The organism is Nocardioides asiaticus (genome assembly GCF_040049175.1).
Lineage (GTDB): Bacteria > Actinomycetota > Actinomycetes > Propionibacteriales > Nocardioidaceae > Nocardioides > Nocardioides cheoyonin.
In genome coordinates, this window is record NZ_JBDZDM010000002.1 from 261,000 (window position 1) to 277,900 (window position 16,901).

At 69.2% G+C, this 16,901-nt stretch carries 13 protein-coding genes; 7 read left to right on the forward strand and 6 right to left on the reverse strand.

Translation table 11 applies throughout. The features are described from left to right. Positions 1–42 precede the first annotated feature (42 nt). Entirely contained in the window at positions 43–504 is a 462-nt protein-coding gene (locus tag ABLE53_RS07035; RefSeq protein ID WP_348858048.1) for a nitroreductase family deazaflavin-dependent oxidoreductase, read from the reverse strand. Positions 505–570: 66 nt separating this feature from the next. Here ABLE53_RS07035 and ABLE53_RS07040 point away from each other — a divergent pair, with 66 nt between their 5' ends. Further along, positions 571–1,515: a 1,4-dihydroxy-2-naphthoyl-CoA synthase gene (locus tag ABLE53_RS07040; protein WP_348858050.1), complete on the forward strand. Its 945-nt coding sequence runs from the start codon at positions 571–573 to the stop codon at positions 1,513–1,515. A 71-nt stretch (positions 1,516–1,586) separates the two neighbouring features. On the opposite strand, the gene ABLE53_RS07045 is transcribed toward ABLE53_RS07040, so the two are convergent. Next, complete coding sequence (locus ABLE53_RS07045; protein WP_348858051.1) at positions 1,587–2,378, reverse strand: IclR family transcriptional regulator; 792 nt, start codon at positions 2,376–2,378, stop codon at positions 1,587–1,589. Positions 2,379–2,447: 69 nt separating this feature from the next. Between ABLE53_RS07045 and ABLE53_RS07050 the strand changes: the two genes are divergently transcribed. Further along, complete coding sequence (locus ABLE53_RS07050; RefSeq protein ID WP_348858052.1) at positions 2,448–3,632, forward strand: 4-hydroxybenzoate 3-monooxygenase; 1,185 nt, start codon at positions 2,448–2,450, stop codon at positions 3,630–3,632. Positions 3,633–3,730: 98 nt separating this feature from the next. On the opposite strand, the gene ABLE53_RS07055 is transcribed toward ABLE53_RS07050, so the two are convergent. The 4 genes from ABLE53_RS07055 to ABLE53_RS07070 form a co-directional block, all read right to left on the reverse strand. Further along, entirely contained in the window at positions 3,731–5,176 is a 1,446-nt protein-coding gene (locus ABLE53_RS07055; RefSeq protein WP_348858053.1) for an aldehyde dehydrogenase family protein, read from the reverse strand. Positions 5,177–5,197: 21 nt separating this feature from the next. Next, positions 5,198–6,721 (reverse strand): carotenoid oxygenase family protein, encoded by a 1,524-nt coding sequence (locus tag ABLE53_RS07060; RefSeq protein ID WP_348858054.1) that lies wholly within the window; start codon positions 6,719–6,721, stop codon positions 5,198–5,200. 31 nt (positions 6,722–6,752) lie between these two features. Next, entirely contained in the window at positions 6,753–8,297 is a 1,545-nt protein-coding gene (locus ABLE53_RS07065) for an FAD-binding oxidoreductase (protein WP_348858055.1), read from the reverse strand. Between the two features lie 161 nt (positions 8,298–8,458). Then, complete coding sequence (locus ABLE53_RS07070; RefSeq protein WP_348858056.1) at positions 8,459–9,607, reverse strand: helix-turn-helix domain-containing protein; 1,149 nt, start codon at positions 9,605–9,607, stop codon at positions 8,459–8,461. Positions 9,608–9,903: 296 nt separating this feature from the next. Here ABLE53_RS07070 and ABLE53_RS07075 point away from each other — a divergent pair, with 296 nt between their 5' ends. The 5 genes from ABLE53_RS07075 (at position 9,904) to ABLE53_RS07095 (ending at position 16,882) form a co-directional block, all read left to right on the forward strand. Continuing rightward, entirely contained in the window at positions 9,904–11,544 is a 1,641-nt protein-coding gene (locus ABLE53_RS07075) for an MFS transporter (RefSeq protein WP_348858057.1), read from the forward strand. A gap of 281 nt (positions 11,545–11,825) precedes the next feature. Continuing rightward, the gene (locus ABLE53_RS07080) at positions 11,826–14,522 is read left to right on the forward strand and encodes a glycoside hydrolase family 2 TIM barrel-domain containing protein (RefSeq protein ID WP_348858058.1); all 2,697 of its coding nucleotides are present in this window, start codon (positions 11,826–11,828) and stop codon (positions 14,520–14,522) included. A 73-nt stretch (positions 14,523–14,595) separates the two neighbouring features. Continuing rightward, entirely contained in the window at positions 14,596–15,030 is a 435-nt protein-coding gene (locus ABLE53_RS07085) for an acyl-CoA thioesterase (RefSeq protein WP_348858059.1), read from the forward strand. A 46-nt stretch (positions 15,031–15,076) separates the two neighbouring features. After that, positions 15,077–16,117, forward strand: coding sequence for a C40 family peptidase (locus ABLE53_RS07090; protein WP_348858060.1), 1,041 nt, complete (start codon positions 15,077–15,079; stop codon positions 16,115–16,117). A gap of 78 nt (positions 16,118–16,195) precedes the next feature. After that, positions 16,196–16,882, forward strand: coding sequence for an NAD-dependent deacylase (locus ABLE53_RS07095; RefSeq protein WP_348858061.1), 687 nt, complete (start codon positions 16,196–16,198; stop codon positions 16,880–16,882). The last annotated feature ends 19 nt before the right edge of the window (positions 16,883–16,901 follow it).

A 16,901-nucleotide genomic window follows, 5' to 3' on the forward strand; every position in this document is an offset into this window, starting at 1 on the left:
GCCAACGAGCAGGACCCAGGGCAGGTGACGCCCCTCACACGATCAGTCGAGCGGCTCGAGCAGGAACAGCGGGATGGTGCGGCCCGCGGCCTCGGCGCGCGGCTTGTACTCGGCGTACGGCTCGTAGACCTCGACCGCGCGCTCCCACCACTCGTCGTACTCGCTGCCCTCGATCAGCCGGGCCTTGTAGAGCCGGGGCTCCGGACCGTCCTGCAGCTGGACGACGGGGTTGGCGAGGAAGTTGTGGTACCAGACCGGGTGCTTCGGGCCGCCGCCGTACGACGCCACCGCGAGGTAGCTGCCGTCCTTCTCCACCCGCATCACCGGGTTCTTGCGCAGCTTGCCCGACTTCGCGCCCACGGAGGTGATGACCACGATCGGCCAGTCCTCGCGGTCCTGGAGGTGCCAGCCCTCCTTGCCGCCGGTCGACTCGTAGAGCTCGACCTGGTCGCGCACCCACTTCTGGGCGCTGGGCTCGTAGTCGCCTTCGAGAAGATCTGCCATACCCCTCCCAATCCCCGATCCCGCCCGCGGTATTCCGTCGGACACCGGGGGATAGCCTCACCGTCCATGAGCGCCATCGAGGGAGTCAGCGACACGTTCGACCCGTCCCAGTGGGACGAGGTACCCGGCTTCATCAGCGGCACCGACCTCACCGACCTCACCTATCACCGCGCGAAGGCGCACGGCACCGTCCGGGTGGCGTTCGACCGACCGGACGTGCTGAACGCGTTCCGGCCGCACACCGTCGACGAGCTGCTCCGCGTCCTCGAGCACGCGCGCACCTCCGCCGACGTGGGCTGCGTCCTGCTCACCGGCAACGGACCCAGCCCCAAGAACGGCAAGCACTCCTTCTGCACCGGCGGGGACCAGCGGATCCGCGGGAAGGCGGGCTACCAGTACGAGACGGAGGGCCACACCGCCGCGGGCGCCGCGCCCGGTCCTATCGACAAGGCCAAGCTCGCCCGGCTCCACATCCTCGAGTGCCAGCGGCTCATCCGGTTCATGCCGAAGGTGGTCATCTGCGTCGTTCCCGGCTGGGCGGCGGGCGGTGGTCACAGCCTGCACGTGGTCTGCGACCTCACCCTCGCGAGCCACGAGCATGCCCGGTTCAAGCAGACCGACGCCGACGTGGGCAGCTTCGACGGCGGCTACGGCTCGGCCTACCTCGCGCGACAGGTCGGCCAGAAGTTCGCCCGCGAGATCTTCTTCCTCGGACAGGAGTACTCCGCGGAGGACGGCGTACGCATGGGCACCGTCAACAAGGCGGTCCCGCACGCCGAGCTCGAGGCCACCGCCCTCGAGTGGGGCCGCCTGGTCAACGGCAAGAGCCCGACGGCGCAGCGGATGCTGAAGTACGCCTTCAACCTTCTCGACGACGGCCTCGTCGGCCAGCAGCTCTTCGCCGGCGAGACCACCCGGCTGGCGTACATGACCGACGAGGCCCAGGAGGGCCGCGACCAGTTCCTCGAGAAGCGCGAGCCGGACTGGTCGCCGTACCCCTGGTACTACTGAGCCGTCCCGGAGCAGCAGGTCTTCGCCGAGTTGGCAGAGCGGCGAGGCGCTCGACAGACACTGGCGGGTGGTCAGTGCACCTTGCCAGCCGCTGCGCCACCACCAGCCGCTGCGCCACCATTGCCGAGACCTCGGCCGATCGCGCGTGCGGCGACGGTGAGGGCGGCGATGAGACGGGCCTTGTCGCGGCGGAAGTCGGGGACGACAACGCCGACCGCCGCGACCACGTCGTCGCCCGCGCGCACGGGGACGCCGATCGAGCAGGCGCCGAGGGTCATTTCTTCACGGGTGGTCGCGTACCCGTCCATGCGCACTCGGTCGAGCTGGCGGGCCAGAAGTCCGGGGGAGGTGACGGTGTACGGCGTGAATGGCCGTGGCCGCCGCATCACCTGCTGCGCCACCTCCTCAGGGGCATAGGCCAGCAGCGCCTTCCCAACGCCGGTGGCGTGCAGTGGGAGATGGCCGCCGACGCGGCTGACCACCGGAACGGAGGCCTGCCCGGAGATGCGCTCCAGGTACAGCGCCTGAAGCTCCTCTCGCACCGCCAGATGGACGGTCGCCCGGGTCGCGGCGTGGATGTCGTGCAGGTAGGGGGAGGCAATGTCGCGCAGTCCAGTCTGCGTGGGAGAGAGCAGCCCGAGGGTCCAGAGCCGATGACCGATGACGTAGGTGCGACCCTCCCGGCGGACCAGCGCGCGCCCCGCGACGAGCTCACGCACGATTCGCAGGGTGGTTGCCGGTGACAGACCGGCGCGCTCGGCGATGGCCGAGAGGGTCAGGCGGCGATGCTGATCGTCAAAGGCGCCCAGCACGTCGAGGGTCCTTGCGACGAGGGACGCCCCTGGTGGTGCTCCGCCCGACATCGTCACCTCTTTTCGCTGAGCGACATCATATCGTCGCGCACCGGCGAGAGTGGTCTCTAGCGTTCGGCCATGACAGACGCCATTGCGAGCACTACCCGGACCCAGGTCGCGATCGTCGGTGGCGGACCGGCAGGTCTGATGCTCTCGCATCTGCTCCATCTGGCCGGGATCGAGTCGGTGGTGCTCGACAACCGCTCTGCGCACACCATCGAGCACACCCACCGGGCCGGGATCCTGGAGCGTGACAGCGTGCGGCTGCTGGTCGACTCGGGTGTGGACCGCGTGGTCCGGGACGGACACCGGCACGAGGGCATCGACCTGCGCTTCAACGGCCTCAGCCACCGCGTCGACTTCGAGGGCCTGGTCGGCGCCTCCTGCTGGCTCTATCCGCAGACCGATGTCTTCGTCGATCTTCACGCCCGGCGTACCGCGGATGACGGCGACCTGCGTTACGGCATCGCCGACACCGAGGTCCTCGACGTCGTCGATGCGCCGCGGGTCCACTACAGCGACGCCGACGGCGTCCGGCACGAGATCGCCGCGGATCTGGTGGTCGGCGCGGACGGGTCGCGCAGCATCTGCCGGGCGCTGGTCCCGGACGCGACGCAGCACTTCAGGGAGTATCCGTTCGCCTGGTTCGGCATCCTGACCGAGTCGGCGCCGAGCGCGCCGGAGCTGATCTACACCCGCTCCGAGCGCGGCTTCGCACTGGTCAGCCAGCGCACGGCGACCGTCCAGCGGCTTTATTTCCAGTGCGATCCGGCCGAGGACGTCGCGGACTGGTCGGACGACCGGATCTGGTGCGAGCTGCAGGCGCGACTGGCCGGTGAGGACGGCTTCTCGTTGAACGAGGGGCCCGTGATCGAGCGGACCGTGCTGCCCTTTCGCAGCTTCGTGCAGACCCCGATGCGGCACGGCCGGCTGCTGCTCGCCGGCGACGCGGCGCACACCGTCCCGCCGACCGGCGCGAAGGGCCTCAACCTGGCCCTCGCCGATGTCCGGGTGCTGGCGGAGTGCCTTGAGCGAGCCATCAACGGGAAGGATGAGGTGGCGCTGGCGGAGTACGGCGAGCGAGCGCTGGCGCGGGTGTGGAAGGCGCAGCACTTCTCCTACTGGATGACTACGATGCTGCATCGCCTCGATGGCGCCAGCGAGTTCGACGAGCAGCGCCAGCTGGGGGAGCTCGCCTCGATCGTGGAGTCGACCGCCGGGGCCACGTACCTGGCCGAGGGCTACACCGGCTGGCCGCGCTGAGCGCTGATCGAAGCGGGTTCGATCCGCGAGCCGGCGCCGAGACATCGAAGGCCCGGATCCGTGAGTATCCGGGCCTTCGACGTGCCAATGGGGACGGCTCAGAAGGGATAGCGCTCGATGTCGCCCTGGATCGTCACCCACTGCACGTCGCAGAAGGTGTCGAGGTTGACCGAGGTGCCGAAGTGGCCCCCCACACCCGAGGCCTTGGTGCCGCCAAAGGGCGCGACCGCCTCGTCGTCGACCGTCTGGTCGTTGATGTGCACGGCGCCGGACTTGATCCGCTCGGCGAGCTCGAAGGCCTTGAACGGGTTGCCGGTCAGGATTGCCACCGAGAGGCCGTACTCGGAGGAGTTGATGATCTCGACGGCCTCCTCGAGGGTCTCGTAGCCCACGACGGGTGCCACCGGCCCGAAGATCTCCTGACTGAACGCCGGGCTGTCCAGGGGGACGTCGGCCAGGACGGTCGGCCGGTAGAAGAGCCCCTCGTGGGTGCCGCCGACGAGCAGCTTCGCACCCGCGGCGACGGTCTCCTCGACGATGGAGTGGACGTGCTTGAGCTGGTTCTCGTCGATGATCGGGCCGAGCGCGTTGGCCGGGTCGGTGGGGTCACCGACGGGAAGGTGCTCGGCCTTCTCGGCCAGCTTGGCGGCGTACTCCTCGACCTTGTCCTTGGGTACCAGGTGCCGGCCGGTGGTCATGCAGATCTGGCCCTGGTGCAGGAACGAGCCCCAGGCGCCCGCCGAGGCTGCCGCGTCGATGTCGGCGTCGGGCATCACCAACAGGGCGTTGTTGCCGCCCAGCTCGAGGTGGACCTTCTTCAGCAGCGGGCCGGCGGCCTCGCCGATCTTGCGGCCGGCGGCGGTGGAGCCGGTGAAGGAAATGCACGGTACGTCGTGGTGGGCAACCAGCGCGGCGCCGACCTCAGCGCCCGCCGGGAGCACGTGCAGCAGCCCCTCGGGCAGGCCCGCCTCGGCGAGCAGCTCGGCCAATGCCAGCCCTCCCGAGATCGAGGTGCGCGGGTCCGGCTTGAGGACCACGGCGTTGCCCAGGGCGAGCGCCGGGGCGACGGAGCGCATCGAGAGTATGGCCGGGAAGTTGAACGGGCTGATCACCCCGACCACTCCGACCGGCACGTAGCGGCCGATCGACACGCGCGGCTTCATCGACCGCAGCATCTGACCATAGGGCTGAGCAGCCAGGGCAGCGCCGGCCTGCAGCTCGGAGGTGACCAGCATCGCCTCGAAGTCGGCCTTGCCGTGGCCGGAGCCGGACTCCGGCACCAGCCAGCGGGTCAGCCGCTCGGGGTTCTCGGCCAGCAGGGCGGCCGCCTTGGTCATCACCGCCGCGCGCTCGGTGTAGGGCAGCGCCGCCCACGCCGGCTGAGCGGCCTTCGCCGCGACGACGGCGTTGTCGAGGTCGGTCACGTCGGCATGACCGATCGTCGCGATCACCTCACCGGTCGCGGGTGCCTTGACCTCGAGGGTGCCCGCGGCGCCGGCGACGTACGTGCCGCTGAAGATCTTCTCGTCCCAGATGTTGCTCATGGTGTCTCCTTGCTGAGGTGGTCAGGCGTCCTGTGCGGCGATCGCGGAGTCGAGCTGCTCGGCCCCGGCCCAGGTGCCGTGGAAGGCGAACGGGACGCGGACGGGAAGCTTGACGCGGGCGAGCGGCTCGCGTGCGAACTCGACGGTGTCGTGCACGAGCAGCTCGGAGAGGCCGGTGGCGGGGTTCCACCACAGCGACAGCAGGTAGCCGTCGTTCTCCTCGGTCGCGCCGCGCCGCTGCACGAACACGGGCTCGGACGGGCTGGTGAGCCCGTCGACGCCCTCGACCACCAGCGTCTGGCCAGCGGCGAAGTCGTAGCGCGCCATGCCGTCGGTCATGGTCAGCGGCGAGAGGTCGCGGGTGGTGGCGAAGTAGCCGTAGCGCAGCTGCTGGCCGAGGAAGGAGTCGTTGATCTTCGGGAACTCGCCGGCGATGCCGCTCAGCATCGCGTTCGTCGCCTTCTTGCTGGCCTTGTCCAGGGTGAAGCGCCAAGCCATCGCCGGCGGGAACCAGCTGTGCGAGCTCACCGGGTCGTCGGCGTGAGTGGCGGGGTTGCCGAGCCGCTCGATGACGTGCAGGTCGACCACGAAGCCGGTCGGCGTCTCATAGGCGTTGAAGAAGTGCGTCGGGGCGAGCATGACGCCGGTCTCGTACCAGGTCACCTCGTGGGTGCGGCGGTCGAGTACGGCGAAGCGGGAGCCGTCCGGGACGGCGTCGAGGTCCCACAGCACGCCGGGTCGGCCTTCCATGATCCGGTCGATCCGGAACTGCGTCGGGGAGATCAGGAAGATGGCGTGGTGCTCGCTGACGATGTAGTCGTGCACCATCGCGGGGCAGCCCATCGAGAAGGTGAAGGTGTCCACGACCTTCCCGGTCTGGGCGTCGGCCTGGTACCAGGTGAGGTTGGGGCCGACCGCGGCGAAGAAGAGCATGTCGCCGGTCTTCGGGTCGAGCTTGTGATGTGCGGTGCACAGGATGTCGATGCCGCCGTTGAAGTCGAACGCACCCTTGGTGTCCAGATTGCCCGGATGCATCTCGGTGGGCAGGCCGCCCTCGAAGTAGACCAGCAGGTGGTCGGCGAAGATGCCGACGTTGGTGTTGGCGACGTTCTTCGCCGGCGGTACGCCCGGCGGCAGCGGCCGTGGGTCGGCGCCGTTCACGAAGCCGGGGTAGATCGCCTCGCCGGCCTCGACCTCGACCTTCATGGTGTCGGTCATGACCCACTTCATCCGGAACGACGCCTTGCCGTCGCGGATGTAGGTCGCCGCTACGCCGCCGTCGCCCTCCCACCAGTGGTAGCGCTCCAGGTCGAGCGGTGTGAAGCGTGGATTGTTCGCGATCCGGAACAAGGCGCCGGCGAGGTCGTCGGGGAGCTTTCCGATCACGGGGAGGTCGAACGCCTCGGTCTCCTCGTGCCACGGCGCGAAGGGGCCGTTGAGGAACTTGTTGCCGGTCTCCCAGTCGACGTCGGCCGGGTGGCGCGGCTCGGGCCGCTGGGTCTGTGGAATGACGACGGTCGGTGGTAGGAGCTGCACGTCACGCATGGTGGATCTTCCTTCTTCTTCGAGTCGACAGTCAGGCGTTCCAGTGGGCGCTCGGCCAGATGCCGTGGCTGCCGGGGGAGAGGACTCCGGCCGGGTCGAGCGCGTCCTTGAGAGCGGAGTAGAAGCGGCGCAGCGCGTTGTCGTTGCGGCAGTAGAGGGAGGCGATGCGCTCCTGGACGGTGACGTGGCCCCGGTACTCGCTCCAACCGCGCTCGGCGGCCAGGTCGATCAGCCGGTCGGCGGCAGCCCGGGCACGAGCGGCCTCGTCAGGATCGGCGGTGTCGAACAGGATCATGCAGGCACCGATGAGGCTGCGTGACTGGGCGATCCAGCCGAAGCCGCCGACCAGCCCGTATTCGTCGAGGACCTCCATGACCATCCGCTCGTGCGCCGCGGCGGCCGCGCCCTCGAACGGGATGATGGGGGAGAAGTCGAAGTGGCCCAGCCCCGGCCCGAAGTGCTTGTGCAGCATGTCGAGCAGGAACATGTTGGGGATGCCCGCCGGGACGAGATCGAGCGGATGCACGCTGCTCGGGTCGACGTCGCCGGGGTAGGTTCGCAGGTCCACGGTGTGTCCGGGGATGTGCGCGACCGCGGCTCGCAGGATCTCCTCGCGCGCCTTCACCAGCGCTGGGTGCCCGTAGAAGGAGATGCGGGCGTTGACGCGGCCTGGGGGGAACGTCGCGGAGAGCTTCTGCTTCTTGGACTTGCCGGTGGTGTCGTCCATCGGCCCGCAGCGGCCGCCCTCGGGCTCCGGCGAGCTGACGATCAGCGGATGTCCTTGGACCGTGCCGTCCTTGACCAGCGTGGACAGGGTGTCGATCAGGACGGGGATCTGCTCGGCGTCATCGATGATGACCGAACCGGCCGTGAAGACCTCCGGCTCCGGCATGAGCCAGACGCCCATCTTCGTGATGATGCCGAAGTTCGACTGCAGGAACAGCGAGTCGATCGAGGGGCCGAAGCCGCGCTTCGCCCTCGCGCCGAGGGCGTTGTTCGGCACCGCCCACAGGCCCGTGCGGACCACCTCGCCGCTGGCGAGGACGACCTCCATGCCGGCCACGGAGCTGGCGTGGTCGCCCTGAACCGTGTATCCCACGCCATGCTCGGCGGTGTTCCCGACGACGCTGCCCCACCCGAGGTCGGGCACCGAGATCCAGAGCTTGGCCCCGCGCGACTTTATCTCGCGGTAGAGCTGCTCGAAGGACACGCCGGGCTCGATGACGGCGTACCCGCCGGCCTCGTCCAGCTCCAGGATGCGGTTCATCCGGCGGAGGTTGATGGCGATGCTGCCCTCGGTGATCGGAGCGGCGCCGCCGTACCCGAAGTTACGTCCCTGTGAGGAGGTCCAGACGGGGACGTGGAGCTCGTTGGCGATCTGCAGGACCTGCTGGATCTCCTCCACGGAGCTCGGCTGTACGACGAAGCGTGCCTCTGGGGTGGGTGTCTGGGAGGTCGCATACGGGTCACGGAACTCCCCGGCGGCCCGATCTCCGACGACTGCGTCCGCTCCCAGGACGGCCTCGATGCGGGCGCGCGCCTCGGTCAGGCGTCTGTCGAAGGAAGGCGGACTCATCAGTGTTGTCACCAGAAACCTCCACTGCAGAGAAGACAGGAAACTGCCGACGTGGTCGAAGCCACAGTGACGGCAGCCACAGTGTTCTTGCTTTCTGAGGCTGGTTTCACGCGGTAGCGCGACAGAAATCCGAGAAATCGTTGTCGTGTGACGCCAACGACCTACTGGAGAAGCTCCGGGAAGTTCACGGCGAGAGCGAGCGCTGCCAGCAGGTTCGTGCGGTTGGCGGAGACAGGACGGCGGAGCCGGGCCTCGGCCTGTTGTACGCGGTAGGCGACGGTGGTCGCGGCGACGTGCAACTGCTCAGCGGCGGCGTTGCGGCTGCCTTGATGTTCCAGAAACGCGAGAAGCGTCTCGCGCAGGACGGCATCCTTGGCAGTCGTGTTGTCGAGCCCCTCGAGCATCCGGCGTACGAAGGTCACAGCTCCATCGCTGTCCTGCATCATCAGGGCGAGTGCCCCGTGCTCGTCGGCGAGCCAGACTCGGGTCTGAGTGCCGCCGGCGGCCGCGCGGGCGAGCCCGCGCGCCGCTCGCAGTGTGGCACGGAAGCCGGCGGCGCCGGATGAGTCGAACCCGAACGCGGCGCTGAACCCCGGGGGCAGGGCGACGTCTCGCAGCGAGTCCACGGCTTGAGGTGGCAGATTCCCTGCGCAGGACCAGACGACGTCGGTCGAGCCGTCGGTGCGCGGGACCACGAGCGTCGTGGTGGCGCCGATAACCGTCTTGACCTCTTCGGTCCAGTGCGCCGAATCGTGGCTCCAGCCCGGGTAAGCCGCGACGTCGAGCGGCCACAGGACGGCGGCCACGTGATGCCAGGCGAGTCGGATGCCCAGGATCTCCTCGAGCGATGGTTCGGCGCGACCGGTCTCCAGTATCTCGTCGACCACCCGCCTGATCGTCGCGGAGCGGTGGCGGCCCCAGGCCGCACTCTCCTCCTCGAAGACGGTGCTGAGCGCGTTCACCAGTACGGCGACGAAGTCGAGAAGGCCGGCCGATATGCGACGGACCTCCGTTGCGAGGCGGTCCGCCGGCACGGCGGTGGTCATCGCCTCGATGACGTTGCGCTGCACGCCCGAGTGCGAGCGCCACACGACTCGCAGCAGCGCATCGAGCGCCAAGCCCTGGCGCGCGGCCCACCTCACCTGCGCGAATGCCTCGGGAGGAGGGTCGAACGGCTTGCCCGTGACCAGGCCGGAGAGCATCGCCAGCACCGAAGCCTCGAGGGCGGAGCGCTCGTGGCCTGTCAGGTGGATCTCGCCTGCGCGCTCCTCCGCCTCCAGTTCGTCATGGACCGCGGCGGCGGTCTGCACCCCCCAGGCGGTCGTGGCGTCACCGATCGCGACCCGCGCCGCAGCGACGGCGCGAGGAGCCGAGGCGTGATCGAGGGCCGAGGTGTCCGCCGACACCTCGAGGACCCAATCGGCCACTGCACCGGATCCTTTCTGGTCGAGCAATCGGCCCTGCAGCCAGGGCGCGACTATCGCAGCGCGACAAATCTAGCCGCATTCTCTGTCGCGACGGCAGGCGAGCCGATGGGCGGACGACAAACACACTGTGTCCCTCGTCACGTCCGTGCCGGGTTGAGATCGGTTCACAAGGAGCTCTCATGAGTGACGTCCAAGCGCGAGGCGGACAGAGGTTCGCCGCCACCTTGGTCGCCGGGTGTCTCGGGGTCTTCGTCGCGCAGGTCGCGTACTCGCTTCCCGCGGCGGTCATCGGCACCATCCAGACGACGTACAACACCTCTTCCTCCCAGCTGACGTGGGTGCCAGCGTCCTTCGCGGCGGCGATGGTCATCTTCGAGCTGACCTTCGGCGTGCTCGGCGACCTGTTCGGTCGCAAGCAGCTCCTGCTCGGGGGGCTCGCTCTGGTTGCAGTCGGACAGGTCATCTCCTACTACTCCGGCACCAACGTCCACACGTTGTGGACCGGACAGGCGATCGCGGGTGTGGGAGCAGGTGCGCTCTACCCCATGTCGCTGACACTCATCGCCGCGGCCGCTCCCGACGAGCGCGTCCGAGCGCGGGCGATCGCACTGTGGGCGGGCTTCCTGTCCGTCGGTGCCGCGGTCTCGCCGATCGTCGCGGGCACCCTGGCGACGAACGGTCATTGGCGCGTCTCGTTCTGGTTGGTCGTCGTCGCCGCCGTGGTCGCACTCCTTGCCTCCCTCCCGGCGGTCAACTCGTCGGCACCCCAGGGACGGCGCCTGGACATCCCCGGACAGGTGACGCTGGTCGTCGGCCTGCTGGCGCTCATCTGGGCGCTGACGCAGGGCTCCACCGAGGGCTACGGCAGCGGCAAGATCATCGTGGGGTTCATCGTCGCGGCCGTCTTCCTGGTCGCGTTCGTCGCCATCGAGACGCGCACGGCATCACCGCTGGTGCACCTCACCCTCTTCCGGAACCGAGCCTTCGCGGTCACCGGCCTGGTCGCCGTCGTTGGCATGTTCGGGTATCTCGGCGCCACCTTCACGATGCCGATCTTCATCGGCTCGGTCCTGCACGTGAGCCCGGTCAAGGTGGGCATCCTGTTCCTCTTCGTGCAGTTGCCGGCCTTGGCGCTGTTTCCGTTGGTGGCGCGGCTCATCCACTCCGTCAGCCCGCAGATGGTCCTCGCTGCCGGGTTCGCCGTCATGGGCGCCGGTGCCGTCTACGCAGCGATCCAGACCCGCCCGACTGCCGCCTGGACGGACTACATCGTTCCCATGCTTCTGGTCGGCATCGGCTTCTGCTTCACCGTCGGGTCGATCACTGCGGTGGCGATCAACACCGTGCCGCTACGACTCGCCGGCATGGCGTCCGCCACGATCAACCTGCTCCGAGACTTCGGGTTCGCGCTGGGCCCGGTCATCATCGGCGCGATCGCCACGCCGATCGCCAACAACCGCCTGAGCGACGGTCTGGGCGCCGCCATCGGCAGCGCCGGACTCACGAACCCCGCGGCCGCCGGAACCGTGACGGGCATCTCCAAGGAAGGTGGAGCCATCGCCATCAACTCGCTGCCGGTGATCCCCGGCGCCCCCGGCGCGGCGCCGCTGGGGCAGATGCCGGCCAGCGTCCACGAGCTGGCCCTGTCATCGCTCGCCCACGCCTACACGGTCGGCTTCGTCGTCGTTGCCGTTGCCATGTTCGGCTCCGCGGTCCTGGCGGCGGTCGGTCTCGCCGGTGTCAGGGCCGTAAGTCCCGTCGAGCCCAGCGCCGAGGTCATGTTCGAGGTCTCCGGGGTGGCGCAAAGCGTCGAAGGGTGACCTTCCGGTCTCGGTCTGACAGGCGTGTGGGTCGGGCGCGGCGAGGCGACCCGACCCCACACGCCACACTGGATCGCCCGCTGGCGGGGCAGTCCGCCGATGCCAGAAGCGAGTCGATCATGTTTCTTTCTCGTTAAGTCGTCGTTGACGCCTGAGTGGTCGTGCGGGACTCTGATGCTATCTCGGTGGCTCTGGGCGTGCCCCAAGTCGATTGCTCCGGAAACGAGGGCCCCCACATCTCCGGGTCGTTCCGACGGGTTCTCGGACAGGAGACGGTGGGCATGAGCGATCGCAGGTCGACGGAGTCGAACGCGATGGAGACAACGGGGGTCGCCGACGGCGCTGGTGGTGGCGCCGGCGTGACCCGGCGCCGAGCACTTCAGGTCGGCGCGCTCGCGGCCGGCGCCTTGGCCGCCGGCGGAACGGCCGCGCATGCCGGCACGGTCCCGGACAGAGGCGCGCCGTCGGCGGCCGGGTCCGGTGCGGGTCGCACCTTCTCCTTCGATGAGGACTGGCGCTTCCTGCGCGGCGACCCGGGTGCGGCGGAAGCGGCATCGTTCGACGACAGCCTATGGCGCCGGCTCGACGTCCCTCACGACTGGAGCATCGAGGACCTGCCTGGTGCTCCCACGAATGTCGGCGGCGAGACGGCGGACCCGTCGACCTTCGACTACACCACGAGCCTCGGTATCAATGGCCCGTCACCTGGCAACGTGCCGTCCCTCGTCGGTCCCTTCGATCGACAGAACAGCGCCGGCGGAGGCTCCACCGCCTATACCGTCGGCGGATTGGGCTGGTACCGCAAGCACTTCAGGCTGAGCGACTTCGTCGACGCTCGCTCTGCTCACGAGGCCTCACCCCACGTCGAGCTGCGTCTCGACGGGGTCTACGAGGTCGTCGACGTGTGGCTCAATGGCCAGCACCTCGACTTCCACCCCTACGGTTACACACCGATCGTCGTCGACCTCACGCCCGCCCTGGACCCGGGCGGCGACAACGTGCTGGCCGTTCGGGTCAACAACAGCGGAGCCAACAGTCGCTGGTACACCGGGTCCGGCATCTACCGCCACACGTGGCTGACGATCACGGGCCCCGTGCGGGTGCCGACGTACGGCGTCTTCGTGACCACCCCCACGGTCCGCTCGAGCTCAGCGGATGTCCACGTGCAGACGGCAGCCACGAACCTCGGCCAGGAGGCGAGGCGGGCGCGCGCACAGGTGACGCTGGTTCACCCCGACGGCCACGTGGTAGGCACCCACCGGTCTGCGTCGCTCACCGTCGCGCCCGGCTCGACGGTGAGCTTCGACGCCGACCTCACCGTCGGCCGCCCCCGGCGGTGGTCGCCCGACAGGCCCCACCTCTACACGGCCAGGGTCGACCTGTACGACGAGTCGGGACCGACCGACTCCGACAGCGCGACCTTCGGCATCCGGTCGATCGAGTGGAACGCCACGAACGGGTTCGTGCTCAACGGAGAGCGCACCGAGCTCCGCGGAGCCAACATCCACTCCAGCAACGGGCCGATGGGCGCCGTCGTCCTGGGGCGAAGCGAACAGCGGCGTATCGAGATCCTCAAGGCAGCCGGCTTCAACGCGATCCGCACCGCACACAACCCACCCTCCCCGGAGCTGCTCGACTACTGCGATCAGCTCGGCATGCTCGTCTGGGACGAGTTCGTCGACATCTGGGATGCGGGCAAGACCCCCGACGACTATCACGTCTACTTCCCCGAGTACTGGCGGGCCGACCTCGCGTCGATGATCAAGCGCGACCGCAACCACCCGAGCGTCGTCATCTGGTCGATGGGCAACGAGATCCAGGACACGACGAACGGTCAGCGCGGGGCCCAGATGAAGGCGCTGATCCAGACGCTGGACAGCAGCAGGCCCATCACCCAGGGCGCAACTCCTCACAAGGCCGCCACCGACGCCGACTACCAGTACGTCGACGTCAGCGACTTCCACTACGACATCGACGACCCGAGCCCTGAATCGCTGCACGCCACCTACCCGGATCGAGCGGTGACCCAGAGTGAGAGCTGGCCGGCGTCGATCTACGACGACTACCAGTTCGCCCAGGACAATCCCTGGTACGCCGGCAGCTTCGTGTGGGCCGGTTGGGACTATCTGGGCGAGTCGGGGGCCGGTGCACCCAAGTACGGGCCCCCGTCGACCGACCCGAGCACGCTGCCCCATTTCGGTAGCGCCAGATACCCCTGGTTCCAGGACTTCCAAGGCGACATCGACCTGATCGGACAGCGCAAGCCGCAGAACTACTGGCGTGCCGTCGTCTACGGACTCAGCCCCCTCGAGCTGCTCGTCGAGCGACCAGCCCCAGGGACAGGCAACGTCCAGTTCGCGCACTGGTGGGCGTACTACGACGAGCAACCCAGCTGGAACTGGGACGTCGCCAGTGGAACCGAGATGATCGTGCACGCCTACACCTCCGCCGACACCGTCGAGCTCTATCTCAACGGCACGCTCGTCGCGACCAACACGGTCACGGGCGCCGACAAGGCAGTCAGCACCTTCACCGTCCCGTACGACGCCGGGCAGCTCACCGCGGTGGCCTATCGAGGCGGCAGGGAGGTCGGCCGCAAGAGCCTCACGACGACCGGCAGCCCGGCCTCGTTGCGGCTCACCTCCGACCGGAAGCTGGTCACGACCGATCGTGACGACCTTGCTCACATCCTCGTCGAGGTTCTCGACCACGGCGGCCGATTGGTCCCCGACGCCACCCTCCAGGTCGGGTTCGAGGTCGAGGGCGCCGGCTCCCTGGCAGCGGTCGGTAACGGGAACCCCCACAACATCGACAGCTTCCAGCAGCCCTCCCGCTACACGTGGCACGGCCAGGCGCTGATCATCGTGCGCCCGGCGAAACGTCCCGGGGTGATGCGCGTGGCCGCGACCACCCCTGGGCTGCGCACTGCACGGCTCACCATTCCGGTGGGCCGTGCCCAGCGCCGGCCCCCCGCCTGACCGCCGTCGCGGGCCCGGACCCTCGGCGACCCTCCTCGGCCGAGGACCCCGCGCCCTGGTAGAACCAGCACCCATGGCTGCCGAGCGACCGACCATCGCGGCGTACCCGCACGTCACCACGATCACCACGCGGTGGGAGGACAACGACGTCTACGGGCATGTCAACAACGTCACCTACTACAGCTACTTCGACTCGGTCGCCAACGCCTACCTGATCGACCGGGGCGGGCTCGACATCCATGCGTCTGAGGTGGTCGGCCTGGTCGTCGAATCGGGCTGCCGCTTCCACGCGCCGGTCGCCTACCCGCAGCTGCTGCGGGTGGGCCTGCGGGTCGACCGGCTCGGCAACCGCGCGGTGACGTACGGGATGGCGATCTTCACCGACGACTCCGACGAGGCGGTCGCCGATGGTCACGTCGTGCACGTCTTCGTCGACCGGGAGAGGCGTACGCCGGTCCAGATCCCGTCCCGGATCCGCGACGCCCTTGCGGCGATCGCGGTCGACTGACGGAAATCTCTTTACCTGACGAGGCATCGTTCGCAAGGATGCCGCCGTGACTCTCGGGCGTCGCAGCATCCTCAAGGCCATGGCGGGGATCCCCGTCGCCACCGCTCTGCCGACCGTCGTCGACGCGCTCGGCAGCGCCGCGCGGGCGGACGACCCACCGACGGCGTACATCGACGTCTCGGTCGCCACCCTCTGGGTCTCGCCGGGCCGCAACCGGCCGGTCGACCTGCCGTCGACCACCAACCCAGCCGATCCCGCGGCGTGGATGGACGCGATGACGCTGGCCGAGCGGTACTGGCTGATCGGCGAGCTCGAGACCCAGGCGGCGTACGGCACGCCGGTGCGGATCCTCGAGACCTCGGGCGAGTGGTCCCACGTCGCCGTCGTCGGCCAGCCGACCCCGCGCAACGAGCTCGGCTACCCCGGCTGGATGCCGACCGCGCAGCTCGCGACGAGCGACTCCTACCGCGACCACCTCGCCGACAAGTCCTTCGCGATGGTCACCAGCAACACCGCCACGCTGTTCACCGACCCGCTCTGCACGAAGCCCGACCTCGAGCTCACCTTCAACACCCGGCTCCCGCTCCTGTCGCGTACGCCGAACGGCCTCCACGTCTCGGTGCCCGCGGGCGGCACCCGCTGGCTGCGGCTGGCCGACGTGGCGGTCTTCGACTCGGTCGCGGACATCCCCTACCCCAGCGCCGACGAGCTGGTCGCCACGGCGATGAGGTTCCTGGGGCTGCGCTACCTGTGGGCCGGCGTGTCGGCGTACGGCTTCGACTGCTCCGGCTTCACCAGCACCGTCTTCGGCAGCCACGGCATCACGATCCCGCGCGACGCCGGGCCGCAGTGCGCCGCCGGTCAGAAGGTCGCCCGCGACGAGCTGCGGACCGGCGACCTGGTCTTCTTCGCCCACGACCACGGCACTGGCTCGATCCACCACGTCGGGATGTACGTCGACGACGGCACGATCATCGACGCCCCGACCAACACGACGACGGTCGAGGGCGGCGTGGAGCGGGTGCCGCTCGTCGAGCACCGCTACATCGACGAGTACGCCGGCGCCGCCCGCTACCTCGGCGCCTGACGGCCGGCGACGGCGCTCGCGTCGTTTCGACCGGGTGAACGCGCGGTGGCCCTTGACGGGCGCCATAGCCTGTCCGGGATGAACATCGTGGTCCTCACCGGCGCAGGCATCTCGGCCGAGTCCGGTGTGCCCACCTTCCGCGACGCCGACGGGCTGTGGGAGGGCCACCGGGTCGAGGACGTCGCCACGCCGGCGGCGTTCGACCGCTCGCCGGACGTCGTCCACCGCTTCTACGACGAGCGCCGGCGGATGGTGCAGAAGGTCGAGCCGAACGCCGCCCACAGCGCGCTCTCCCGGCTCGAGCAGATGGTCGGCGACAGCCTGCTGGTCATCACCCAGAACATCGACGACCTCCACGAGCGGGCCGGCTCCCGCCGCGTCCTCCACATGCACGGCGAGCTGCTCTCGGCGCTGTGCCGCGCCTGCGACGGCCGGTTCGCGTGGGACGACGACCTCGCCGACTTCCCGCCCTGCCCCGGCTGCGGCTACAGCGAGCTGCGACCCGACGTGGTCTGGTTCGGCGAGATGCCGTACGAGCTCGACACCATCGACCGCGCCCTGCAGAAGGCCGACCTGTTCGTCTCGATCGGGACCAGCGGCGCGGTCTACCCGGCGGCCGGCTTCGTCCGGGCCGCCTCGGCGTACGGCGCCAGCACGCTCGAGCTGAACCTCGCCCCGTCCGAGGGCAGCCACTTCTTCGACGAGACCCGCCACGGCCCGGCCGGCACCCTCGTGCCGCACTGGGTCGACGAGCTGCTGGGTTAGCGCATCCAGGCCCGCCGGC

Excerpts from the sequence above, each read along its gene's own strand:
- ABLE53_RS07050 (WP_348858052.1), top strand. The coding sequence starts at position 2,448 with ATGACAGACGCCATTGCGAGCACTACCCGGACCCAGGTCGCGATCGTC.
- ABLE53_RS07085 (WP_348858059.1), top strand. The coding sequence starts at position 14,596 with ATGGCTGCCGAGCGACCGACCATCGCGGCGTACCCGCACGTCACCACG.
- ABLE53_RS07055 (WP_348858053.1), bottom strand. The coding sequence starts at position 5,176 with ATGAGCAACATCTGGGACGAGAAGATCTTCAGCGGCACGTACGTCGCC.
- ABLE53_RS07060 (WP_348858054.1), bottom strand. The coding sequence starts at position 6,721 with ATGCGTGACGTGCAGCTCCTACCACCGACCGTCGTCATTCCACAGACC.
- ABLE53_RS07035 (WP_348858048.1), bottom strand. The coding sequence starts at position 504 with ATGGCAGATCTTCTCGAAGGCGACTACGAGCCCAGCGCCCAGAAGTGG.
- ABLE53_RS07065 (WP_348858055.1), bottom strand. The coding sequence starts at position 8,297 with ATGAGTCCGCCTTCCTTCGACAGACGCCTGACCGAGGCGCGCGCCCGC.
- ABLE53_RS07080 (WP_348858058.1), top strand. The coding sequence starts at position 11,826 with ATGAGCGATCGCAGGTCGACGGAGTCGAACGCGATGGAGACAACGGGG.
- ABLE53_RS07045 (WP_348858051.1), bottom strand. The coding sequence starts at position 2,378 with ATGTCGGGCGGAGCACCACCAGGGGCGTCCCTCGTCGCAAGGACCCTC.
- ABLE53_RS07075 (WP_348858057.1), top strand. The coding sequence starts at position 9,904 with ATGAGTGACGTCCAAGCGCGAGGCGGACAGAGGTTCGCCGCCACCTTG.
- ABLE53_RS07095 (WP_348858061.1), top strand. The coding sequence starts at position 16,196 with ATGAACATCGTGGTCCTCACCGGCGCAGGCATCTCGGCCGAGTCCGGT.
- ABLE53_RS07040 (WP_348858050.1), top strand. The coding sequence starts at position 571 with ATGAGCGCCATCGAGGGAGTCAGCGACACGTTCGACCCGTCCCAGTGG.